Below are 22,682 nucleotides of genomic sequence, written 5' to 3'. Positions count from 1 at the left end.
TGCCCATCGCCCGGGCCACCTGCGAGTGGCTGGCCGCGTACTGCCCGCCGCTGCCGGCGCCGTGGCCGGCGGAGGCCCGGGCCGCGCTGATCACCCTGCTCGGCGCCGGTCCCGGCCTGGTGCCCGCCTGGGAGACCTGCGACCGGTACGGGCTGATCGAGGGCTGGCTGCCCGAGTGGACCCGGCTGCGCAGCCTGCCCCAGCACAACCCGGTGCACCGGTTCACCCTCGACCGGCACCTGGTGCAGACCGCGTACGAGGCCAGCCGGTACACCCGGGAGGTGGATCGGCCCGACCTGCTGCTGGTCGGCGCGTTCCTGCACGACATCGGCAAGGGGCTCCCCGGCGACCACAGCACCGTCGGCGCCCCGCTCGCCGAGGCGGTGGCCGCCCGGATCGGCCTGCCCGACCCGGAGGCGGCGCTGATCGGCGCGCTGGTCCGGCTGCACCTGCTCCTGCCCGACGTGGCCACCCGGCGGGACCTCGCCGACCCGGTCACCATCTCGGGCGTGGCCGGCGCGGTCGGCGACGTGGCCACCCTCGACCTGCTGCACGCCCTGGTCCGGGCCGACGCCGCCGCCACCGGCCCGGCCGCCTGGTCGGACTGGAAGGGGCGACTCGTCGCCGAACTCGTCGCCCGCGTCCGTACCGCGCTGGACACCGGCGCGCTGCCCGCCCCGCCCGCCCCGGACCCGGCGCTGGTGGCGGGGCCGTTGCCGGTCGTACACCTGACCCCGGACCGGGTGGCGGTGGCCGCGGCGGACCGGCGCGGCCTGCTCGCGACGGTGGCCGGGTGCCTGGCGCTGCACCGGCTGGAGGTGCTCTCCGCCGACGCCACCACCGTGGACGGCCGTGCCCTGGTCCAGTTCCGGGTGCAGCCCCGCTACGGCCTGCCGCCGGAGCCGATCGCGCTCGGCAGCGACCTGCGCCGGGCGGTCGCCGGGGACGTCTCGGTGATCCAGCGGCTGCGCGGGCGGGCCCTCGCCGCCCGTGGCGCGGGGGCGGCGCCCCGGGTGGTCTGGCACCGGGAGGCGGCCACCGACGCGGTGCTGCTGGAACTGCGCGCCGCCGACGCCGCCGGCCTGCTCTACCGGGTCACCTGCGCCCTCGACGAGGCCGACGCCCAGGTCCGGGCGGCCCGCATCAGCACCCTCGGCGGCGACGTGGTCGACGCCTTCTACCTCGTGGGCGGCTGGCCCGACGACGCCACCCGGGCCCGGCTGGAGGCGGCGGTGCTGGCGGCCGTCTGAAATCCTCGCGCCGACGGCCCGTTCCGGCGGGACACCGGCCGGCGGAAAGAGCTGGCCGACTGGCTGCTGGGGCAGGGTTGGCGGCAGGGGCAACTGGGGCAACTGCGGCAGCCGGGACGGCTGGGGCAACTGGGGCAGCCGGGACGGCTGGGGCAACTGGGGCAGCCGGGGCGCCGGCTTGGCGGGATGGGGCCGGGGGCGGCCGGCGGCTTGGCGGGATGCGGCTGGGGTGGCCTGGCGTGGCGCGGCTTGGCGGAGCGTGACCCGGCGTGACCCGGCGGGATGCGTTAACGGCCCGGGTCGACCGGCGTCCGTGAGGGCCGTCACTGACGGTTACTGACCGTCGTCATCGCTCGGCGGTTGGACCCAGGTGTGCCACCCCTTTGCTCTGCTGCCACATAGGCGACACCGCCCTGAGCAGGGAAGATGCCGATGCGGTGATCGGCGCTCAGGTGACGGTGAGTCACTGGTGCGTGGGTGGCAGCAGAGCAAAGGACACCAAACAGCCAAGCCCGGCCGCTGGCGGGCAGGCTGCCCGGTGGCCCGGTGGCCCGGTGGCCCGGTGGCCGGATGGCCGGATGGCCGGGTAGCCCGCCGCTCGGCTGGCGGGCTGTCCGGCTGGCCGGGGCCGTGCCGCTGCCCGCTCTCCTACTGCCCCATCGCGACGACGGTGGCGAGCAGACCGCGGTCCACCTCCGGGCGTTCTGCGGTTCCGGTCGGGCGACTGTCAGGGCCGGCTGCTCGGCCGGTCTACGCCGTGCGACGTAGCGCGGAGGTCGCCCGGCGGCCGACGTCGGGCGGCGGCCGGAGGCGGCAGAATGACCGCCATGCGATCGGGGCTGCGGGAGACGGGCGCGGACGCGGCACTCGGACTCGTGCTGCTGGCGTTCGGGCTGATCGCGACCCCGCTGGCCGGCGAGAACCAGCCCGGCTCCGTGCCGGTGGACGGCGCGGCCCGGGCCCTGGTCGTGGTGGCGGCGCTGGCGCTGGCCGGCCGCCGCCGAGCGCCGGTGGTCACCCTCGCGGTGGTTACCGTGGCGACGTCGGCGTACCTGGTGGCCGGCTATCCCTACGGGCCGGTGCTGCTGGCCTTTTTGATCGCCGTCTACACGGTCGCCGTCCGGCTGCCGGTGCGCGGGGCGGGTGTCGCGGTCGGGGCGGCGCTGGTCGTCCTGCTGGTGCACACCTTCTGGTCCCGGGGGCCGGCGCCGGGCTGGTTCGGGGTACTGCCCGCCTCGGCGTGGGTCGTCGTACCGTTCGCAGTGGGGGTGGCCGTGCGCGCCAACCGGGAGACCGTCGCCCGGGACCGCGCGGCCCAGACCCGGCGGCAGGCCGACGAGGAGCGGTTGCGCATCGCGCAGGAGGTGCACGACGTGGTGGGGCACGGGCTGGCCGCGATCAGCATGCAGGCCGAGATCGCCCTGCACCTGCTGCCGAAGCGCCCGGAACAGGCCGAGGTCGCGTTGACGGCGATCAGCCGGACCAGCCGGGAGGCCCTCGACGAGCTGCGGATCACCCTCGGCGCGGTACGCCGGGGCGCCGACCGGGAGCCGATGCCGGGGCTGGCCCGGCTGGAGGCGCTGCGGCGCCGGCTGGCCGAGGCCGGGCTCGCCGTCACGCTGCGGGTCACCGGGCAACCCCGCGAGCTGCCCGCGGCGGTGGACCTGGCCGCGTACCGGGTGGTGCAGGAGGCGCTGACCAACGTGCTGCGCCACGCCGGGGTGGCCGGGGCGGAGGCGACGATCGACTACGCCACCGAGGCGGTGACCGTCGAGGTGCTGGACCGGGGCAGGGGCGGCGACGGGGGGACCGGCCACGGTCTGTCCGGGATGCGGGAGCGGGTCACCGCGCTCGGCGGCACCCTGCACACCGGGGCCCGCCCGGACGGCGGGTGGCGGGTGACCGCCCGGTTGCCGGTGGAGCCGGCGTCGTGATCCGGGTGGTGGTCGCCGACGACCAGGACCTGGTCCGGATCGGGCTGCGCGCCCTGGTGGAGAGCGAGGACGACCTCACCCTGGTCGGCGAGGCCGCCGACGGGCTGCAGGCGGTGGAGCTGGCCCGGCAGGTCCGCCCCGACGTGGTGCTGATGGACGTCCGGATGCCCGGGATCGACGGCATCGAGGCGACCCGGCGGATCGTCGCCGACCCGGAACTGACCGGCACCCGGGTGATCGTGCTGACCACCTTCGAGCTCGACGAGTACGTCTTCGACGCGCTGCGCCACGGGGCGAGCGGCTTCCTGACCAAGGACACCCGGCCGGCGGAGCTGCTGCGGGCGGTCCGCCTCGTCGCCGAGGGGGAGGCGCTGCTCTCGCCGTCGGTGACCCGGCGGGTGGTCCGCGAGTTCGCCACCCGGCCGGCCCGGGTGCCCCGCCCGCATCCCCGGCTGGACACCCTCACCGAGCGGGAGCGGGAGGTGGTGGGACTGGTCGGCGAGGGGCTGAGCAACGCCGAGATCGCCGACCGGCTGGTGGTGAGCCCGGCCACCGCGCGGACCCACGTCAGCCGGGCGATGGGGAAGCTCGGCGCGCGGGACCGGGCGCAACTGGTCGTCTTCGCGTACCAGTCGGGGCTCGTGGCGGGATGACGGTGCCGGGGGCCCGGCGCGGACCGGGCGTCGCGCGGCGGCCGCCGGGCTGTGCCCGGGCAGGAGCGGCCGTGCGGCGGGGCGGCTACCCTAGCGGTGGCCGGACACGTTCGCCCGGCCGCGTTGTGCCCGCCGGAACACTGACAAACGGGATGTTCGCGTGTTTGACACCTTGAGTGACCGCCTGTCCGGGATCTTCACCAAGCTCCGCGGCAAGGGTCGGCTCACCGACGCCGACATCGACGCCACGGCGCGCGAGATCCGCCTCGCGTTGCTGGAGGCGGACGTCGCGCTGCCGGTCGTCAAGGGCTTCATCGCCAACGTCAAGGAGCGGGCCCGCGGCGCCGAGGTCTCCCAGGCGCTCAACCCGGCCCAGCAGATCATCAAGATCGTCAACGACGAGCTGGTCAACGTCCTGGGCGGCGAGGGACGCCGGCTCCAGTTCGCCAAGCAGCCGCCGACGGTGATCATGCTGGCCGGCCTCCAGGGTTCCGGTAAGACGACCCTCGCCGGCAAGCTCGCCCGCTGGCTCAAGGCCCAGGGCCACCAGCCGCTGCTGGTCGCCGCCGACCTCCAGCGCCCCAACGCCGTCGGGCAGCTCCAGGTGCTCGGTGGCCGCGCCGGCGTCGAGGTGTACGCCCCGGAGCCCGGCAACGGCACCGGCGACCCGGTGCAGGTCGCGCGCGCCTCGATCGAGCACGCCCGGCGCGCCGCCCGGGACATCGTCATCGTCGACACCGCCGGCCGGCTCGGCATCGACGCCGAGATGATGCAGCAGGCCGCCGACATCCGCGACGCCGTCGACCCCGACGAGGTCATCTTCGTCATCGACGCGATGGTCGGTCAGGACGCGGTGCGCACCGCCGAGGCGTTCCGCGACGGCGTCGGCATCACCGGCGTGGTCCTCGCCAAGCTCGACGGCGACGCCCGCGGTGGCGCCGCGCTCTCCGTCCGCGAGGTCACCGGGCAGCCGATCCTCTTCGCCTCCACCGGCGAGAAGCTGGAGGACTTCGACGTCTTCCACCCCGACCGGATGGCCAGCCGGATCCTCGGCATGGGCGACGTCCTCACTCTGATCGAGCAGGCCGAGCAGGCCTTCGACACCGATCAGAAGGAGAAGATGACCGCCAAGCTGATGGGCGGTGAGCAGTTCACCCTGGAGGACTTCCTCGACCAGCTCATCGCGGTCCGCCGGATGGGCCCGATCGCCAACGTGCTGGCCATGATGCCCGGCATGGGGCAGATGAAGGACCAGCTCGGCGAGCTGGACGACAAGCACTTCGACCGGGTCACCGCGATCATCCGGTCGATGACCCCGGCGGAGCGGACCAACCCGAAGATCATCAACGGGTCCCGCCGAGCGCGGATCGCCAACGGCTCCGGCGTCGCCGTGATGGACGTCAACCAGCTGCTCAACCGCTTCGCCGACGCGCAGAAGATGATGAAGCAGATGGGCGGCATGATGGGCCTGCCCGGTGGCGGCCGGCGCAAGGCGACCAAGTCGCCGAAGAACAAGCGCAAGGGCACCAAGGGCGGCGGTCGGCCGCGTACCGGGGCGGGCGCCGGGATGCCGGGCGGCTTCCCGGGCGGCATGCCGCAGCTCCCGCCGGGCATGGACCCGAACGACCTCGCCGCCGGCCAGGGCCTGCCCCCGGGCTTCAAGCTCCCGAAGATCGACTTCAACAAGCTCGGCAAGGGGGGCGACGGCCGCCCGCGCTGACGCGCCACCCCCTTCTGGATGTAGGACAACGGGGCCCGGCCGCGAACGGCCGGGCCCCGTCCTCGACGGGTACGGTCAGGACACCAGGTCCGGCCGGTTGGTCACCCGCAGCGCGTTGACGATCGGCATGCCCTGACCCTTGTGGGTCACGAACCGCACATTGAGCTGACCGTCCGTCACCTGGACCGTGTACGTCCTGGTCAGCGCGGCGAAGCTGCCGACCTCACCGGCCACGTCGAGCGACGGCAGCACCTCCTGGCCTTCGAGCAGCACGTCGAAGACGCGCTTGTCCGGGGACTGCCGGCGTACCTCGGCGAAGTCCAGCTCGACGGTGTAGTGACCGTCGGCCAGCCCGTCAACGCGGTACTCGTACATCCCCTCACGCAGGTCTGCGAAGCGGGCCGGGTCGTTCGTACCGGTGATCGGGGTCGTGGTCGACTGCCGGCTTGAATTGCCCAGCCACCCCGCGCCCCCGGCGGCCCAGGGCTGGTCCGGGGACCAGCTCTGCCCCTCGACGTCGGTACGGGACGAGCCCGCCCCAGCGTTGATCGCCAGCGCGTAGCTCGGCACCACCAGCGTGACCGGGACGACGATGACCGGTTTCCGGCCGCTGGCAGAAGCGATCCGGACGCTGGCCCGGTGGTAGGTCCCCGGAGCCAGCCCGGTGCTGTCGATCGCCACGCCCACGGTGTGCCGGCCACCGGGGGCCAGGGTGGCCGTGACGCCGGTGAGGGTGAGCCAGCCGATGTCCCCCGCCGTACCGTCGGCGTCGAGTTCCGTGACGGTGACATCGCTGCCGAGCGTCCCGGTGTTGGTCAGGGCGATCGCCCGGGTACGGGCCTGGTCGGCAGGGGCGACGACCGCCAGGTCGCTGACCGGGGTGCCGACCCGGGCGGTCCGCAGCGCCGCCGACCGTACGTCGGCGCCGCCGGCGGCCAGTGTGACCGCCGCCGTCGCCGTCTCGTAGTACGGCTGCGCCACGCTGAGCCCGACGGCGCCGGCCGGGGCTTGGACCAGGTACGTGCCGTCGCTGTCCGTGGTCTCCGTGACGGTCGCGTCGCCGATCTGGGCCGTCACCACCGCGCCCACCACAGGCTGCCCGTCGTTGGCGTCGGTGACCACACCGGAGAGCACACCGTTACGGGTGGTGCGGAACGCGATCGCGGTGCCGTCGGCGACCGAGGCGCTGTTGTACGAGTATTCGAACCCGACGGTGCCGTCGACGTTCTCCAGCCCGATCGTGGCACCGACGCCGGTCTCCGGGCCGGTTCCATCGACGTCCTTGTACCGGTAGGTGATCGAGCCGTCCTCGCCGATCGCCGCGCTGAAGGTCAGCCGAGTCGTGCGGTCGCTGAACACGGAGACGTTGCGCCACTCCACCACGAACGCACGGTGCGGCTTGGCGCCGGTGACGCCCGTGTAGACACCCGAGTCGGCCTCGACGTAGAGGTCATCCCAGAACGGGAAGAGGGCGAGGTCGGGATTGAGGGTGTTCGGGACAGCGGTGTTGGCCCGGCTGGTCGACGAGGTGCCGAAGCCGAGGACGCCGTTCGTGCTCACCCAGGCGTTGCGGTACGACTTGCCGTAGAGCGGGACCCGGAAGGGCAGCGCGACGGTGACGGCTCGGTCATCCCCGGTCAGCGGCATCAGCTCCGTGCCGTTGACGAAGGAACCACCGGCGGCTCCGCAGGCGTACCCGAAGGCGTCAACCCGGTCGGGCAATGTGACGTCCAGGACGGTGTCCTCGTTGACGGTGGCCGGCCGGGTGACCGCGTCCGAGCAGCGGTAGGTGTGCGCGAACCGGACGTCGTACGCGCCCCGCGGCACGGTGACGGAGTAGCGACCCTGGTCGTCCGCGGTGGCGGTGAGCGGGGTGTTCAGGACGGTGACCGTCGCGCCGCCCGCCGGCCCGGCCGAGGTGGTGACGGTGCCGCTGAGCGTGGCCGACGGGGCCTGCTCGACGGTGATGTCCCGGTCCACGGTCTGGTTCTCGGCCACGATGACCGAGGCCGAGGCGGTGAGGTAGCCGAACTTGCTGACCGAGACGGTGTAGTCGCCGACCATCAGCCGGTCGAAGGCGTACGAGCCGTCGGTGCCGGTCGCGGCGGTACGGGTCATCGGGCCGGTGACCGTGACGGTGGCGCCGGCCAGCGCGGTGCCGCCCGAGGTGACCTGACCGCCCAGCGCGCCGAGGGCGCCGCGGGGCGAGGCGTTCACCGCCGCGTACGCGTCGAGCCGGCCCTCGCCGAAGACGTTGTTGTCATCCACGGTGCCGCCGCACGTCGTGGCGTCCACGTCGATGGCGGCGTCATCGAGGATGTTCCGGGTCGCGGCGATGTCCCCCTGGAGGGCGGGAGCGGCCGACCACATCAGTGCCACCGTGGCGGCGGTGTGCGGGGAGGCCATGGAGGTGCCGCTGAACGACCCGTAACCGGTCCGGGTGGAGGAGCGGACGTTGGCACCGGGCGCGGCGATGTTCGGCTTGATGTCGCCGTTCTCGCCGGGTCCCCGGCTGGAGAAGCTCGCGATGGCGTTGTTGACGTCGAACGCGCCGGAGCTGTAGCTGACCGTGTACTCGCCGGGGGTGCCGGCGGTGTTGCAGTTCGGCCCGTTGTTGCCATTGGAGAACGCCGGGAAGATGCCGGCGGCGACCCAGGACGACACGGTCTCGGTGTACCAGGGGTCGTAGGCGGCCGAGCCCCAGGAGTTGTTGACCACGTCCGGGGCCAGGTCGGGGCGGGGGTTCGCGCCGGTCAGGTCGGTCGGCGCGATCATCCACTGGCCGGCGGCCATCAGCGAGGTACGGGAGCAGGAGCTGGACTCGCAGCCCTTGGCGGCGATCCACCTCGTGCTCGGGGCGACTCCGATGACGTTGGCGCCGTCCAGGCCGACCATGGTGCCCATGGTGTGCGTGCCGTGGTCGTTGTTGTCGCAGGGGGCGGCGGTCCCGCAGACGCCCGCCGGGTCGAACCAGCTGTAGTTGTGGTCGTAGCTGCCGTCGGCCAGCCGGCCCCGGTAGCTCGCGGCCACGGCCGGGTGGGTGTGGTTGACCCCGCTGTCGATGTTGGCGACGACGATGCCCTCGCCCCGGACGCCGAACTCGTTCCACACCCGTGGGGCGTTGATCCGGTCGATGTTCCACTCGACGCCGTCGAGGGCGGGAACGGTGTCGCCGGGCAGCGGTTCGGGGATGCTCACCGGGTCGTCGGCGAGGATCTGGGAAACCTCGGAGCGTACGGCGATGTCGCCGAGCAGGTCGGCGTCGCCGGTCACCTTGATCGTGTTGGCCAGCCAGAACGGGGTGAAGTCGGCACCGCTACGGGCCAGCAGCGCCCGGAGTCCGGCCTGGGTGCGGTCGGCGTGTGCGGTTTTGGCCCGCAGGACATGGCCGGCCTTGTCCACCTTCCGGGTGAGCTTGGCCGCCCCGGAGAGGTCGGCCGTGCTGTCGAGGAAGACCCAGAACGTCGTCTTGCCGGCCCTGGCGAGGCGGTCGGTGACCTTCTGGTCGGTCTTCGCGGCCACGGCTTTCGCCTCGGCCTGTCCGGGGGTGGCGGCAGCGGACGAGCCGCCGGCGCCGATCGGGATCGTAAGGCCGACCGCAAGGCCGACCACTGTCATACGCCATCGTCGTCTGGACACGTCTCGACACTCCTTATGGTGAGGCGAGCTGGCCGAAAGTCCCGGGGTGCGGGGACTTTCGGTGCATCCTGGCGTTGAAGGATCTCGCCATCAAGACATGTGTAAATAAAGGAATTTGTCAATCGACCGTTTCGTGCCTCTCGGTGGTCATTCGGTCACGCGACCATCGGCGGGTGCCGGGCGGCCCCCTCCGGCGCGAGCCGGGGACAATGGCCGGTGGACCGCCCTGCCTGCTGAGACGGAGGACGAATGGCCTGGCACGTACGTGGCGTGGTGCTGCCCGACGACGAGGTCCGTGACCTGTGGCTAATCGGCGACCGGGTGACCTTCGATCCGGTGCCCGGCGCGGAGACGATCGCCGACGGCGGGTTCGTCCTGCCCGGCCTGATCGACGCGCACTGCCACATCGGCATCGCCCGGGGCGGCGCCCCGATCACCTCGCTCGACCAGGCCCGCGAGCTGGCCCGCACCGACCGGGACGCCGGGGTCCTCGCGATCCGGGACGCCGGCTCGCCGTACCCGTACCCGGAACTCGACGACGCCGAGGACCTGCCGCGGCTGGCCCGCGCGGGCCGGCACATCGCGCCGCCGAAGCGCTACCTGCGCGACATCGGCGTGGAGGTCGGCGCGGCGGAGGTCGCCACCGCCGTGGCCGAGCAGGCGCGGGCCGGCAACGGCTGGGTCAAGCTGGTCGGCGACTGGATCGACCGGGGCGTCGGCGACCTCGCCCCGGCCTGGGACGCCGACACGATGGCCGCCGCAGTGCGGGCGGCGCACGCCGCCGGGGTACGCGCCGCGGTGCACACCTTCTCCGAGTCGGCCGTCGAGATCATGGTGCGCGCCGGGGTGGACTCCGTGGAGCACGGCACGGGCCTCAGCCTGGACCTGGTCGACGAGATGGCCCGGCGGGGCACCGCCCTGATCCCCACGATGATCAACATCCGGACCTTCGGCGGGATCGCCGAGCAGGCGCGCGCCAGGTTCCCCGGGTACGCCGAGCACATGCTCGCCCTGCGGGACCGCTTCCCCGAGGTGGTGCGGGCCGCGTACGAGGCGGGTGTGCCGATCTACGTGGGCACGGACGCGGGCGGCGGCATCGACCACGGCCTGGCCGCGGAGGAGATGCTCCTGCTCCACGAGCAGGCCGGCATGTCCACGGTTGACGTCCTCGCCGCCGCCTCCTGGCGGGCCCGGGAGTGGCTCGGCTTCCCTGGCCTGGTCGAGGGCGGCCTGGCGGACCTGACCGTCTACGCCGAGGACCCGCGTGCCGACCTGCGCGCCGTCCGTACCCCCACCCGAATCGTCCTGCGCGGCCACGTCATCCGCTGACCCGTGCCGCGCCGCGCCCCGTGGCGTGGCGGGCCGCGGGGCCAGGCACGGGCGGGTGGGTCGGGTCGCAGATCGCCGGGCGGCGGGGACCTCTCAGCGGGTGGCGGCGTGGAGGAAGAGGTGGAGGGCCAGGTCGGCGAGGGCGGTGGCGGTCTGGTCGACCGGGGACCGGGGCAGGACGATGTGGCTGACCACCAGCCGGACGATCGAGTCGGCGGCGAAGGCCAGCGCCGCGGGATCGGCGTCCGGCACGACGGTGTCGGCCCACTCCAGCAGCGCGCCGGTCGACTCGGCCAGCACCAGCTCCGAACGGGTCGTGAGGTAGGGCAGCAGCTCGTCGGAGCCGCCCCGGGCGCTGGTCAGGATCGCCTTGATCAGCGGGTTGCCGGCCGCCTCGGTGAGGGTGTGCGAAATGGCCGCGTACGCGCCGGCCCGGACGTCGTCGCGGTGCTCGCGCAGGGTCGTCCGCACGTCGGAGACGAACCGGTCGACCTCCCGCCGGGCCAGCGCCTCGGCCAGCCCCGCCTTGCTGCCGAACTCGTTGTAGACGGTCTGCCGGCTGACCCCGGCGGCGGTCGCGACGGCACCCATCCGGACGCTGTCCCAGCCGGCCGCGACGGTCAACGTCCGCGCGGCGTCGACGATGGTGTCCCGCAGCCGCATCGCGTCCCTCGACTCACCCATGGTGGTCGAAGTCTACGGTCGGCGGGACACGTCGGCCGCGCGCCGGCGGCTCAGCCGACCACGAGGCCGCCCGCCGGCGGCTCAGCGACCACGAGGCCCCGCGCCGGTGGCTCAGCCGACCACGATCCGGTACTGCGCCTCCACCCAGAAGCGTCCGCCGTCGGTGCCGCCGAAGGTCAGCTCGTGGGCGCCGGGGCCCGGCGGGTCGAGGCGGACCCAGAGCCCCCAGACGCTCACCGCCGTCGCGCCGGGGCGCGAGGTGACGCCGTTGCCGAGCACCCCGCGTACCTCGAACGGCGTGGGCGTGCCGATCGTCGTCAGCGCCACCGGCGTCCCGTCGAGCGTCGCGTGCCCGGTGGCGGCGGCGACCAGCGGCACCTCGCCGGGCTCCGCGGGCCACCGCCACATGTTGAACGCGGGGAAGAACAGCGGCCGACCGGCCGGCACCGCGCAGCGCCGGGCCACGCTGCCGCCGTAGCTGCCGGCCAGGAACCAGACGTCGTCGGGCTGGTGGTGCGAGGCGTGCTCGCCGGTGGTGTCCCGGATCGGGTTCTTCAACGACCCGTGCGCGGCGACCCAGCGCACCCAGCGGGCCGCGAGCCCCTCCGGGGAGGTCGTGGGATAGGGCAGCGGCGCCGGCCGGGACGACCGGCCGAAGAAGGAGCCGAGGGGCGACATGACCGCAGATGCTAACCACGCCGCGCCCGATCGCGCTGTCCCGCCGGGCGGCGCATAGGATGTGCGGTCATGGCACGCGTGCTCACTCCCCGTGCGGAGGATTTCCCCCGCTGGTACCAGGACCTGATCGCCAAGGCGAAGCTGGCCGACAACGGCCCGGTCCGGGGGACCATGGTCATCCGTCCGGCCGGCTACGCCATCTGGGAGCGGATGCAGGCCGAGATGGACGCCCGGATCAAGGCGGCGGGCGCGGAGAACGCGTACTTCCCGCTCTTCATCCCCGAGAGCTACCTCAAGCGGGAGGCCGAGCACGTCGAGGGCTTCTCGCCGGAGCTCGCGGTGGTCACCCACGGTGGCGGCAAGCAGCTCGCCGAGCCGGTGGTGGTGCGCCCCACCAGCGAGACGGTCATCGGCGAGTTCATGGCCAAGTGGATCGACTCGTACCGGGACCTGCCGCTGCTGCTGAACCAGTGGGCCAACGTGGTCCGCTGGGAGCTGCGCCCGCGGATCTTCCTGCGCACCAGCGAGTTCCTCTGGCAGGAGGGGCACACCGCGCACGCCACCCGGGACGACGCCCGCGCCTACGCCCGGCGGATCCTGCACGAGGCGTACGAGGACCTGATGGTCAACGTGCTGGGCATCCCGGTGGTGGTCGGCCTGAAGACCTCCCGGGAGCGCTTCGCCGGCGCGACCGCCACCTACACCTGCGAAGGCATGATGGGTGACGGCAAGGCGCTCCAGCTGGGCACCAGCCACGAGCTGGGGCAGAACTTCGCCAAGGCGTTCGACATCAGCTACTCCTCGGCCGAGGGCGGCCGGGAACACGCCTGGACGACCTCCTGGGGCACCTCGACGCGGATGCTCGGGGGCCTGATCATGTGCCACGGTGACGACAACGGCCTGCGGGTGCCGCCGCGGATCGCGCCGGTCCAGGCGTACGTCATGGTGGTGAAGGACGGCGAGGGCGTGGCGGAGGCGGCGGCCAAGCTGCGCGACGGGCTGCGCGACGCCGGCGTCCGCGTCACGCTCGACGACCGCACCGACACCCCGTTCGGCCGCCGGGCCGTCGACGCCGAGCTGCGCGGCTATCCGGTACGCGTCGAGGTCGGCCCCCGCGACCTGGCCGCCGGCAACGCGGTCGTGGTCCGGCGTACGGACGGCTCCAAGTCCCCGACCCCGGTGGCCGACGTGGTCGGCGCGGTGCTGGCCGCCCTGGAGGCCGACCAGCAGGCGCTGCACGACCAGGCGCTGGCGCACCGGAAGTCCCGCACCGTCGAGGTCTCGACGCTGGCCGAGGCGATCGAGGCGGCCGGCACCGGCTGGGCCCGGGTGCCGTGGTCGGCGGTCGGCGTCGCCGGTGAGGCCGAGGCGAACGGCCAGGGCGTCACCGTGCGCTGCCTGCTCCGGGCCGACGGCTCGGTGCCCGACTCGGAGGACGAGCCCGACCTGGTCGCGATCCTGGCCCGCGCCTACTGACCGTCCGTCGTACCGCAGAAAGCCGGTCCCGCCCAGCGGGGCCGGCTTTCGCGGTCCCCGGCCCGGCCGGCCACCCCGGTCGGGGTCCCACGGTGATCGGCTCGGCGTGGCGCATCGGAGGCTCCTGCGCCCGGGTGAGGGACACCTCGATCGACGCCGGCGGCCGTCGGGGCGGGCGCCGTCGTCGGTAGGGTCGGGGCGTGAAGTTCGAACCGGGACGCCTGGTCGTGCACCGCAACGTCCGCCGGGGCCGGATCGGCTGGGCCCGCCCGACCCGGGTGGTCAGCGACGACGAACGCGGTCTGCTGCTCTGGCTCGCCCGCGACTCCGCGGTGGCCGGTGAGGTCACCGAGGCGGGGCTCGGCATGCGGGCGATGCCGTTCACCGAGTGGATCGCCTCGTCGTACCGGCTGGCGGTGGGCCGGTGGAACGGGCCGCCGCTGCTGACGTTCCTGCCCACCGGGGCGGCCCACTCCGTCTGGTGGTTCCGCGACAGCCGGGAGCACTTCGCCAACTGGTACGTCAACCTGGAGGAGCCCGGGGTGCGCTGGGACGACGGCGCGCTGGCCGGCGTCGACGTGGTGGACCAGGACCTCGACGTGGTCGTCCACCCCGACCGCAGCTGGGAGTGGAAGGACGAGGAGGAGTTCGTCGAGCGGCTCGCCTTCCCGGAGCACTACTGGGTGCCCGACGAGGGGGCCGTCCGCGCCGAGGGCAAGCGGGTGATCGCGCAGGCCGAGGCGGGGGAGTTCCCGTTCGACGGCACCTGGTGCGACTTCGTCCCGCCGCCCGGGTGGACCGCTGCGGAGCAACTGCCGCCGGGCTGGGACCGACCCCCGGTACGCTGACCGAATGGTGTGTTTCCGGTCACTTTCGGCGACCGACGGGTGACCCGGGCCCTACCGGTGTGAGAGATCCGGCTCCGGTCTGGCAGAATGGCTCGCTGGTATCCGGCGCGTGTTCGGCGCCCTCTAACCCGGGCACGTCGCCAGTCCACCCGAGCAGTCTCCGGCCCAACCCCACTGGTGCCGGTCGGCGCTCACCCGTGCACCGCCCTTCCGGGCAGGTGAGATTGCAACAGGAGCGAAACAACTGTGGCCGTAAAGATCCGGCTCCTGCGGATGGGCAAGATCCGCAACCCGCAGTACCGCATCGTCATCGCCGACTCGCGCACCAAGCGCGACGGCCGGGCGATCGAGTTCGTCGGGGTCTACCAGCCGAAGGAAGACCCTTCGGTGATCGAGGTCAAGTCGGAGCGGGTCCAGTACTGGCTGTCCGTCGGCGCCCAGCCGAGCGAGGCGGTGCAGCGGCTGCTGGAGCTGACCGGTGACTGGCAGAAGTTCAAGGGCCTGCCGGCCCCGCCGCCGCTGAAGGTCGCCCCCGAGCGCGCCGACCGCAAGGCGGCCTACGAGGCCGAGGCGAAGGCCGCTGCCGGGCTGGCCCCGGAGACCCCGGCCAAGCCGGCCAAGAAGGCTGCCAAGGTCGAGGCCCCGGCCGAGGCGCCGAAGACCGAGGCGCCGAAGACCGAGGCTCCGAAGACCGAGGCTCCGGCCGAGGCCCCGGCCGCTGCTGCCGACTCCGGTGAGCAGGCCTGACATGCCACTGCGTCCGGCGTTGGAGCACCTGGTCAAGGGCATCGTCGACCACCCCGATGACGTACGCGTCCGGATGGTCGACTCCCGTCGGGGCAAGCGGCTGGAAGTTCGCGTGCACCCCGAGGACCTCGGCACGGTGATCGGGCGGTCCGGCCGGACCGCCAAGGCGCTACGCCAGGTGATCGGCTCCATCGGCGGGCGCGGCGTACGCGTCGACATCGTCGACTCGTACTGATGCTGCTCACCGTCGGCAGGATCGGCAAGCCGCACGGCATCCGCGGTGAGGTCACCGTGGAGGTGCGGACCGACGAGCCCGAGGCGCGGTTCGCCCCCGGCACGGTCCTACGGACCGAGCCGGGGGCGACGCCCCCGGCCAACCCGGCGGCCGGTCCCGGCGTGCCCTTCCGCGTCCCCGAGGAACTGGTCATCGAGTCCGCCCGCTGGCACCAGGGGCGGATGCTGGTGGCCTTCGAGGGCATCCTGGAACGCGACGTCGCCGAGGCGCTGCGTGGCACCCTGCTCACCGTGGACAGCGCCGACGTGGCCCCGCCGGAGGACCCGGAGGAGTTCCACGACCACCAACTGGTCGGGCTGGCCGTGGTCACCCCCTCCGGCGAGCGGCTGGGCGAGGTGGCTGGGATCGACCACGCGCCCTCGTCCGACCTGCTGGTGCTGCGCCGCCCCGAGGGGCCCACCGCGTTGATCCCGTTCGTCAAGGCGATCGTCCCCGAGGTAGACCTCGCCGGCGGTCGCGTCGTCGTCGACCCGCCGGCCGGTCTGCTCGATCTGTAGAACCGCTGGAGCACCCCCGCATGCGCGTCGACATCGTGTCGATCTTCCCGGAGTACTTCGCCCCGCTGGACCTGTCGCTGATCGGCAGGGCCCGGGCCAACGGCACGCTGCGGCTGGCCGTACACGATCTGCGGGCCTGGACCCACGACGTGCACCGCACGGTCGACGACACCCCCTACGGCGGCGGGCCCGGCATGGTCATGCGGCCCGAGCCGTGGGGCGAGGCGCTGGACTCCCTGGTCCCCGACGAGCTGAGCCCGGACGGCCTGACGCTGCCCCGGCTGCTGGTGCCCTCGCCGGCCGGCGTCCCGTTCACCCAGGCGATGGCGCACGAGCTGGCCGCCGAGTCGCACCTGCTCTTCGCCTGCGGCCGGTACGAGGGCATCGACCAGCGGGTGCTCGACCACGCCGCCACCCGGATGCGGGTCACCGAGGTCTCCCTCGGCGATTACGTGCTCTTCGGCGGCGAGGTGGCGGTGCTGGTGATCCTGGAGGCGGTCACCCGGCTGCTGCCCGGCGTGCTGGGCAACGCGGGCTCGCTGGACGAGGAGTCGCACGCCCACGGGCTGCTGGAGGCCCCGATGTTCACCAAGCCGGCGACCTGGCGGGGGCTGGACGTGCCGGAGGTGCTCCGCTCCGGCGACCACGGCAGGATCGCCCGCTGGCGGCGGGACGAGGCGTTGAGCCGTACCGCGCTGCGCCGGCCGGACATGCTCGCCGCGCTCGACCCGGCGAGCCTGGACAAACGCGACGTCGCCGCGCTGGACCGGGCCGGATTTCAGGTGCCGCCGGGGGATGTGGCAAAGTAGAGGGGTTGCCGCATCCGGCCGCGCCGCGGCCGGTTGCGAGGATCCCCGACCGGGGTCGGCCCGACCGACCGCCACCCGGGGATCAGAATCACCCATCCGCGCACCGATTGACGGTGCGCCGTGAGTATCACGAGGACGCAGCGATGAACATCCTGGACGCCCTTGACGCCCAGTCGAAGCGGACCGACCTTCCTGACTTCCGCGCCGGTGACACCGTGAAGGTGCACGCCCGGGTCGTCGAGGGCAACCGGTCCCGTGTCCAGATCTTCCAGGGCGTCGTCATCCGCCGCCAGGGTGACGGTCTGCGCGAGACCTTCTCGGTCCGCAAGGTCAGCTTCGGTGTGGGTGTGGAGCGGACGTACCCGATCAACGGCCCGGGCATCGACCGGATCGAGATCGTGACCCGCGGTGCCGTCCGTCGCGCGAAGCTCTACTACCTGCGTGAGCTGCGCGGCAAGAAGGCCAAGATCAAGGAGAAGCGCGAGAAGCAGCCCAGCTGACCTCGGCGCTCGCCACGCCGCCTGAGCTGCGCACATGTCGTACCGGCCGGACCGCACTACCCTGGTCGTACGGGCGCAGCGGGGCGACGTACCGCCGCAACGGCGGGGAGACGTCCACTACCGCCCGGGGGGCCTCGACGAGGCTCCCGGGCGGTAGTGTCTTTCTGCGGACCGGGGAGTGGCGTGGTGCAGACGCTTGACGAGGGCAGCGCGGTCGATCCGTGGCGCCGACGGGCCCGCCCCAACCGCCGGCAGATGCCACTCTGGCAGGAGTTGCCGCTGCTGCTGGTCGTCGCGTTCTGCCTCGCGGTGCTGATCCGCACCTTCCTGCTCCAGGCCTTCTTCATCCCCTCCGGCTCGATGGAGGACACCCTCCTCGTCGGCGACCGGGTCCTGGTCAACAAGGTCGTCTACGACGTACGCGACCCGGTGCGCGGCGAGGTGGTCGTCTTCCGGGGCACCGACCGGTGGGCCCCGCAGGTCGACGACGCGCCGGACCCGAACTTCGTCGGCAAGCTCGGCCGAACCGTCGGCGACCTGGTCGGGGTCAGCCGCCCCGGCGAGAAGGACTTCATCAAGCGGGTCATCGGCCTGCCCGGCGACCGGGTCAAGTGCTGCGACGCGCAGGGCCGGGTGCTGGTCAACGGCACCCCGCTGGACGAGCCGTACGTCATCCGCGACTCGCCGCTGGACCTCCCGCCCAACCCCCGGGAGTGCCGGTCCCGGCGCTTCGAGGAGGTCGTGGTCCCGCCCGGGCAGATCTTCGTGATGGGTGACCACCGCCTGGTGTCGCAGGACGCCCGCTGCCAGGGGCCGGTGCCGATCGACAACGTCGTGGGCCGGGCCTTCACCGTGGTCTGGCCGTCGTCGCGCTGGAACACCCTGTCGGTGCCCGAGACGTTCGACGACGTCAAGGGCCCGCCGGCCGCGACCACCGGCGCTCCACCCCCGCTCCGGCCGACGCCGGGGGGCGGGCTCGTGCTGATGCTCCCGCTCGCCGCCGCGCTCCTGCGTTCTCGCGAGTTCCGGACGGTGACCTCCGGCCGGGCCACGTAGGCTCCTCCCGTGATTGACGAGCAGACCGACAAGCCGCGCAGCTCCTTCTGGAAGGAACTGCCCATCCTGCTGGGTGTGGCGATCCTGGTCGCGGTGCTGGTGCGCGCCTTCGTACTGCAGACCTTCTTCATCCCCTCCCCGTCCATGGAGAACACGCTCCAGATCGACGATCGGGTGCTGGTCAACAAGCTGGTCTACGACTTCCGGTCACCACGCCGCGGCGAGGTGATCGTGTTCAAGGCGCCGCTGGAGTGGAGCAGCAACCCCGACGGCGAGGACTTCATCAAGCGGGTCGTCGGCGTCGGCGGTGACCACGTGGTCTGCTGCGACGCCCAGGAGCGGCTGGTCATCAACGGCAGATCCCTGGACGAGCCGTACGTCTACCCCGGCAACAAGCCCGCCGACCAGGAGTTCGACATCACCGTCCCGAAGGGGCGGCTCTGGGTGATGGGCGACCACCGCGAGGCGTCGGGCGACTCGCTGGAGCACTGGCAGCAGTCCGGGCAGGACATCACCGCCGCGACCATCCCCGAGGACGAGGTCGTCGGCCGGGCCTTCACCGTCTTCTGGCCGGTCGGCCGGGCCACCTGGTTGAGCGTGCCGGAGCAGTACGAGGGCATCCCCAGGCCCTGAGCGCACCCGGAGGGGCGTGGGCGTTGTCGGCATCGTCTGGCAGGCTGGTGCGGTGACCGTCTACACCCCTCGGCGCGCGGCGCGCGTGCTGCTCGTCGACGCGCCCGGCCGGGTGCTGCTCTTCAGCGGCTCCGACCCGGCCCGCCCCGAGCACGGACGCTGGTGGTTCACCCCCGGCGGTGGCCTCGACCCGGGGGAAACCTACGCCGAGGGCGCCGCGCGGGAGCTCGCCGAGGAGACCGGCCTGCGGCTGGAGCCCTCGGGGTTCGGCGCGCCGGTGCACACCGACGTGACCGAGTTCCCGTTCGACGGGGTGTGGTACCGGCAGGAGCAGGAGTTCTTCCTGGTGCGGGTGACCGCTCACGAGGTCGACACCGCCGGCTTCAACGAGGTCGAGCGCTCCAGCGTCGCCGGGCACCGGTGGTGGGCCGTGGCGGAGCTGGCCGCCACCGACGAGCGGTACTACCCGCCGGACCTGCCCGCGGTGCTGACCCGGGCGCTCGCCGGCGCGGCCGGTGTCGGCGCGGCCGGCGGTGCGCCGTGCTGACCCCGCCGCGCACGGTGGTGCGCCGCGAGGGTGGGCTCTACGCGCTGGAACGCGCGTTGCAGCGGCGCGGCTTCCGGCACGTGGCCGGCGCCGACGAGGCCGGCCGGGGAGCCTGTGCCGGCCCGCTGGTCGCCGCCGCCGCGATCCTGCCCGAGGGGCGCCGCGGCGAGATCGACGGGCTGGCCGACTCGAAGCTGCTCACCCCGGCCAGCCGCGAGCGGATCCACGACGAGGTCGTCTCCCGCGCCCTGGCGTACGCCGTGGTGATCATCCCGGCGGAGGAGGTTGACGCCCGGGGCCTGCACGTGTGCAACGTGGCCGCGATGCGCCGGGCCCTGGCCTCGCTGACCACCCGGCCGGAGTACGTGCTGACCGACGGTTTCGGGGTGGACGGCCTGGACGTGCCGGGGCTGGCGGTGTGGAAGGGTGACCGGGTGGCCGCCTGCGTGGCGGCGGCGAGCGTGCTGGCCAAGGTCACCCGGGACCGGATCATGGTGGAGTTGGACGGGTCGTTCCCCGGCTACGGGTTCGCCGAGCACAAGGGCTACATCACCCCGGAACACACCGCCGCGCTGCGGGAGCGCGGGCCGTGCCGGGAGCACCGCTTCTCGTACGTCAACGTGGCGGCGGTGTCCGGCCGGGACGGCGCCCCGCCCCGGTCGCGCCGACCGGTGGGCACGAGCCTGGACGAGCCGATGGAGCGCTCTTGCGCGCCAGGGGGTACCGTCGGCGTGGCGTTGGGCGAGCAGCCTCGGCCCCCGGCGCCAGTGGGGGAAGATGTGGTCATGGAAGGCGGAGTGCGATGAGCGCGGAAGATCTCGAGAAGTACGAGACCGAGATGGAGCTGCAGCTCTACCGGGAGTACCGCGACATTGTCCGCCAGTTCTCCTACGTGGTGGAGACCGAGCGTCGCTTCTACCTGGCCAACCAGGTCGACCTGCACGTCCGCAACTCCGACGGCGAGGTCTACTTCGAGGTCGAGATGCACGACGCCTGGGTGTGGGACATGTACCGCCCCGCGCGGTTCGTGAAGAACGTCCGGGTGATGACGTTCAAGGACGTCAACGTCGAGGAGTTGGAGAAGCCCGACATCTCCCTCCCCGCCGACTCCGGCTTCGGCGGCTGACCCGCCCGTAGTTCCCCGTCCCGGTCGGTCCGCCGCCGGGCGTACGGCCCGTCGTCGGCGTCCCCCCACCAGCCGGCGCCGGGGCGGTGTGCCGAGTCGAGCCGGTCCGGCGCGCTCACTCCGGCAGCACCACGACCGCGACCCGCTGAATCAGGTTGTTGGCGAACCCGCCCCGATTCCACGGCTGCTCGACCGGCTGGGTCCGGGCCGAGGCGTCGGTGGCCCGGGCGCCGAGCACGTACCGCCCCGGCCCCGGCGTCCACTCGTGGCGCCAGCCGCGCCACGCGAAGTCGCCACCGGTGGCCTCGTCGAGGACCGCCGGCGCCCACGTGGCCCCGCCGTCGGTGGTCACCTCGACCGACACCACCGGGGCGTGCCCCGACCAGGCACGGCCGTCCACCGTGCACGGTCCGGGACGCAGCACCCGGGTGCGGGACATGAAATCGGGGAAGCCGGGCGGGCGGACCAGCGCCCGCGGCTCGATCCGGGTCACCGGCACCCCGGGGTCGTCCGCGTCCTGACGCAGCCGGTAGGCCACCGCGTTCTGGTAGCCGTCGAAGGGCTCGGTGCGCACGGTGACCGAGCGCAGCCACTTGACGTGCGCCATGCCGTACCAGCCGGGCACGATCAGCCGCAGCGGGGCGCCGTGCTGCGGCAGCAGGGGAGCGCCGTTCATCTCGTACGCCAGCAGCACCTCCTCGCGCATGGCGTCGGTGACCGGGAGGGCCCGCTGGTAGTCCTGCTCGACGCCGCGCTCGATGCCGTGGTCGGCACCGGTGAAGACCACGTCCACCGCGTCCGGCGCGACGCCCGCCTCGCGCAGCAGCGGAGCCAGCGGGGTGCCCGTCCACTCCGCGTTGCCCACCGCCTCGACCAGCCACGGCTGGCTCACCGGACGCGGACGCAGCAGGGCGCGGCCGTTGCCGGCGCACTCCAGCGTCACCCGCCGGGTCACCCGGGGCCGCTCGCGCAGCTCCGCCAGGCTCACGGTCAGCGGCCGGTCCACCGCGCCGTCGACGGTCAGCGCGTGGGTCGCCGGGTCGAGGTCCGGGATGTCGTAGTGGATGAGCAGGTAGTGCAGGCCGGCCGGGGTGACGTCGTAGCGCAGCGCCTCCAGCGGGATGCCGTGGTTGCGGGCGGCGAGCTGCAACTCCTCGACGCTGATCGCCTCGTCCGCCGCGGCCAGCCGGGACGGCCGGCTGACGTCGTCCACAGTGGTCATCGTGGCCTCCCCGGTCCGTCGGCGGGGCTCCGCCGTACGCCCGACCCAGCCTAGGGCCTCGGCCGGCCGGGCGGGCACGCCCGGCGTCGCCGCCGGGTGCGGCTCGGCGCCCGCACACTGGGCGACGTGCCAGCCGGGGCCCCGCCTCAGACGAACTCGAACATCGTCGCGCCGGCCGACAGCGGCCGGGGTGCACCGAGGAAGCGGTGCAGGCCGACGCCGACCCCGTCGGCGGGGCTGCTCACCGCCACCGGCTCGAAGCCCTCCTCGGCGAACCACTCGCAGATCGCCGGCACCAGGTCGGGGCTGCGCCGGTGCCGAGTCCAGCAGACCGTCCCGCCCGTCGCGCACAGCGCCGCGCAGTGCCGCACGGTGGCCCGGATGTCGGCCTCGGAGATGTTGCCGAACACCCCGCACACCAGCACCAGGTCGGCCGGGGCGAGGCCGGCGTACGCGTCGGTGCGCGCCGCGTCGCCGACGACCACCTCCACCGACGCCAGGCCCGCCGCGCGGGCGGCCGACCGGGCCACCCGCGCGTTGCGGGGATCCAGCTCCACCAGCCGGGCGGTCACGTCGTCGCGGCGGGGATGGGCGGCCAGCACGGGAATCAGGTCCAGCCCCTGACCGGCGCAGACACTGAGCACGCGCAGCCGGCCCGGTGGGGCCTCATCGAGGCTCTCCCGGACCAGTCGGCGCACCTCCGCCAGCCGGCGGGACAGCGCGGACTCGGGATCGTCGTAGTCGTCGTGCCAGGCGTACCAGTCTCGCGTCACCGGCCCAGCCTAGGCACCGTGCCACCGGTCGGCGGGGCACCGGCACGTAGCAGATCACCTCGTCGTGCGGTGGTCGTCCACGCCCCTTCGTCCACAAAAGAGCGTCCGGGGGTGCGGCGGGCCGACGAGCAGGCTGCGACCCATGCGACCTTCGCCGCGTACCGGTGCCGCCGTGCTCTGCGCCGCCGTGCTCTGCATCGGGTCGGCTCCCGCAGCAGGGGCCCCGGGCCCGGCGCCCGGGTCGCGCGCGGCGGCCTCGCCAGTGG

At 73.5% G+C, this 22,682-nt stretch carries 22 protein-coding genes; 17 read left to right on the top strand and 5 right to left on the bottom strand.

Annotated elements, in window-relative coordinates; all coding sequences use genetic code 11:
• From NCC78_RS10215 to ffh, 4 genes are all read left to right on the top strand, one after another.
• Window positions 1-1,250: HD domain-containing protein (locus tag NCC78_RS10215; RefSeq protein WP_250793776.1), on the top strand; the 1,250-nt coding region annotated here is incomplete at its 5' end.
• A gap of 818 nt (window positions 1,251-2,068) precedes the next feature.
• Window positions 2,069-3,184 carry a sensor histidine kinase gene (locus tag NCC78_RS10210; RefSeq protein ID WP_250793774.1) on the top strand — a complete coding sequence of 372 codons (1,116 nt, stop codon included), beginning with the start codon at window positions 2,069-2,071 and terminating at the stop codon, window positions 3,182-3,184.
• Entirely contained in the window at window positions 3,181-3,837 is a 657-nt protein-coding gene (locus NCC78_RS10205; protein WP_250793773.1) for a response regulator transcription factor, read from the top strand. The genes NCC78_RS10210 and NCC78_RS10205 overlap by 4 nt, the downstream gene beginning before the upstream one ends.
• A 160-nt stretch (window positions 3,838-3,997) precedes the next feature.
• Window positions 3,998-5,557 carry a signal recognition particle protein gene (gene ffh, locus NCC78_RS10200; RefSeq protein ID WP_250793772.1) on the top strand — a complete coding sequence of 520 codons (1,560 nt, stop codon included), beginning with the start codon at window positions 3,998-4,000 and terminating at the stop codon, window positions 5,555-5,557.
• Between the two features lie 75 nt (window positions 5,558-5,632).
• Here ffh and NCC78_RS10195 read toward each other — a convergent pair whose 3' ends face one another.
• The gene (locus tag NCC78_RS10195) at window positions 5,633-9,079 is read right to left on the bottom strand and encodes a S8 family serine peptidase (RefSeq protein ID WP_250793771.1); all 3,447 of its coding nucleotides are present in this window, start codon (window positions 9,077-9,079) and stop codon (window positions 5,633-5,635) included.
• Window positions 9,080-9,445: 366 nt separating this feature from the next.
• On the opposite strand from NCC78_RS10195, the gene NCC78_RS10190 reads away from it, so the two are divergent.
• Window positions 9,446-10,525 (top strand): amidohydrolase family protein, encoded by a 1,080-nt coding sequence (locus NCC78_RS10190; RefSeq protein WP_250793770.1) that lies wholly within the window; start codon window positions 9,446-9,448, stop codon window positions 10,523-10,525.
• Between the two features lie 93 nt (window positions 10,526-10,618).
• On the opposite strand, the gene NCC78_RS10185 is transcribed toward NCC78_RS10190, so the two are convergent.
• Complete coding sequence (locus NCC78_RS10185) at window positions 10,619-11,209, bottom strand: TetR/AcrR family transcriptional regulator (protein WP_250793769.1); 591 nt, start codon at window positions 11,207-11,209, stop codon at window positions 10,619-10,621.
• Window positions 11,210-11,320: 111 nt separating this feature from the next.
• Window positions 11,321-11,887, bottom strand: coding sequence for a hypothetical protein (locus NCC78_RS10180; protein ID WP_250793768.1), 567 nt, complete (start codon window positions 11,885-11,887; stop codon window positions 11,321-11,323).
• Between the two features lie 69 nt (window positions 11,888-11,956).
• Here NCC78_RS10180 and proS point away from each other — a divergent pair, with 69 nt between their 5' ends.
• The 12 genes from proS (at window position 11,957) to NCC78_RS10120 (ending at window position 20,421) form a co-directional block, all read left to right on the top strand.
• The gene (gene proS / locus NCC78_RS10175) at window positions 11,957-13,363 is read left to right on the top strand and encodes a proline--tRNA ligase (protein WP_250793767.1); all 1,407 of its coding nucleotides are present in this window, start codon (window positions 11,957-11,959) and stop codon (window positions 13,361-13,363) included.
• 200 nt (window positions 13,364-13,563) lie between these two features.
• Window positions 13,564-14,211 carry a ribonuclease FAU-1 family protein gene (locus tag NCC78_RS10170; RefSeq protein ID WP_250793766.1) on the top strand — a complete coding sequence of 216 codons (648 nt, stop codon included), beginning with the start codon at window positions 13,564-13,566 and terminating at the stop codon, window positions 14,209-14,211.
• Window positions 14,212-14,457: 246 nt separating this feature from the next.
• Window positions 14,458-14,958 (top strand): 30S ribosomal protein S16, encoded by a 501-nt coding sequence (rpsP, locus tag NCC78_RS10165; protein ID WP_250793764.1) that lies wholly within the window; start codon window positions 14,458-14,460, stop codon window positions 14,956-14,958.
• A complete protein-coding gene (locus tag NCC78_RS10160; protein WP_172862164.1) occupies window positions 14,933-15,193 on the top strand; it encodes an RNA-binding protein in 261 nt (86 codons plus the stop codon). Before rpsP ends, NCC78_RS10160 begins: the two co-directional genes overlap by 26 nt.
• 2 nt (window positions 15,194-15,195) lie before the next feature.
• Complete coding sequence (gene rimM, locus NCC78_RS10155; protein WP_250793777.1) at window positions 15,196-15,750, top strand: ribosome maturation factor RimM; 555 nt, start codon at window positions 15,196-15,198, stop codon at window positions 15,748-15,750.
• A gap of 20 nt (window positions 15,751-15,770) precedes the next feature.
• Window positions 15,771-16,559, top strand: coding sequence for a tRNA (guanosine(37)-N1)-methyltransferase TrmD (gene trmD, locus NCC78_RS10150; RefSeq protein WP_250793763.1), 789 nt, complete (start codon window positions 15,771-15,773; stop codon window positions 16,557-16,559).
• 143 nt (window positions 16,560-16,702) lie between these two features.
• Complete coding sequence (gene rplS, locus NCC78_RS10145; RefSeq protein ID WP_088946622.1) at window positions 16,703-17,059, top strand: 50S ribosomal protein L19; 357 nt, start codon at window positions 16,703-16,705, stop codon at window positions 17,057-17,059.
• Between the two features lie 183 nt (window positions 17,060-17,242).
• Entirely contained in the window at window positions 17,243-18,115 is an 873-nt protein-coding gene (gene lepB, locus NCC78_RS10140; protein WP_250793762.1) for a signal peptidase I, read from the top strand.
• A gap of 9 nt (window positions 18,116-18,124) precedes the next feature.
• Entirely contained in the window at window positions 18,125-18,748 is a 624-nt protein-coding gene (gene lepB, locus NCC78_RS10135; RefSeq protein ID WP_250793761.1) for a signal peptidase I, read from the top strand.
• Between the two features lie 52 nt (window positions 18,749-18,800).
• Complete coding sequence (locus NCC78_RS10130) at window positions 18,801-19,295, top strand: NUDIX hydrolase (RefSeq protein ID WP_250793760.1); 495 nt, start codon at window positions 18,801-18,803, stop codon at window positions 19,293-19,295.
• Complete coding sequence (locus tag NCC78_RS10125; RefSeq protein WP_250793759.1) at window positions 19,289-20,101, top strand: ribonuclease HII; 813 nt, start codon at window positions 19,289-19,291, stop codon at window positions 20,099-20,101. The genes NCC78_RS10130 and NCC78_RS10125 overlap by 7 nt, the downstream gene beginning before the upstream one ends.
• Window positions 20,098-20,421, top strand: a complete 324-nt coding sequence (locus tag NCC78_RS10120; protein WP_007075222.1) for a DUF2469 domain-containing protein — start codon at window positions 20,098-20,100, stop codon at window positions 20,419-20,421. Before NCC78_RS10125 ends, NCC78_RS10120 begins: the two co-directional genes overlap by 4 nt.
• 115 nt (window positions 20,422-20,536) lie before the next feature.
• Here the strand turns inward: NCC78_RS10120 and NCC78_RS10115 are convergent, their stop codons facing one another.
• Both NCC78_RS10115 and NCC78_RS10110 read right to left on the bottom strand, forming a co-directional pair.
• Entirely contained in the window at window positions 20,537-21,643 is a 1,107-nt protein-coding gene (locus tag NCC78_RS10115) for a sulfite oxidase (RefSeq protein ID WP_250793758.1), read from the bottom strand.
• 146 nt (window positions 21,644-21,789) lie between these two features.
• Window positions 21,790-22,416: a methyltransferase domain-containing protein gene (locus NCC78_RS10110; RefSeq protein ID WP_250793757.1), complete on the bottom strand. Its 627-nt coding sequence runs from the start codon at window positions 22,414-22,416 to the stop codon at window positions 21,790-21,792.
• Window positions 22,417-22,682: the final 266 nt, after the last annotated feature.

Origin of the sequence: Micromonospora phytophila (assembly GCF_023656545.1) — a bacterium.
Lineage (GTDB): Bacteria > Actinomycetota > Actinomycetes > Mycobacteriales > Micromonosporaceae > Micromonospora > Micromonospora phytophila.
This window is presented reverse-complemented; position numbering and strand designations above follow the sequence as displayed.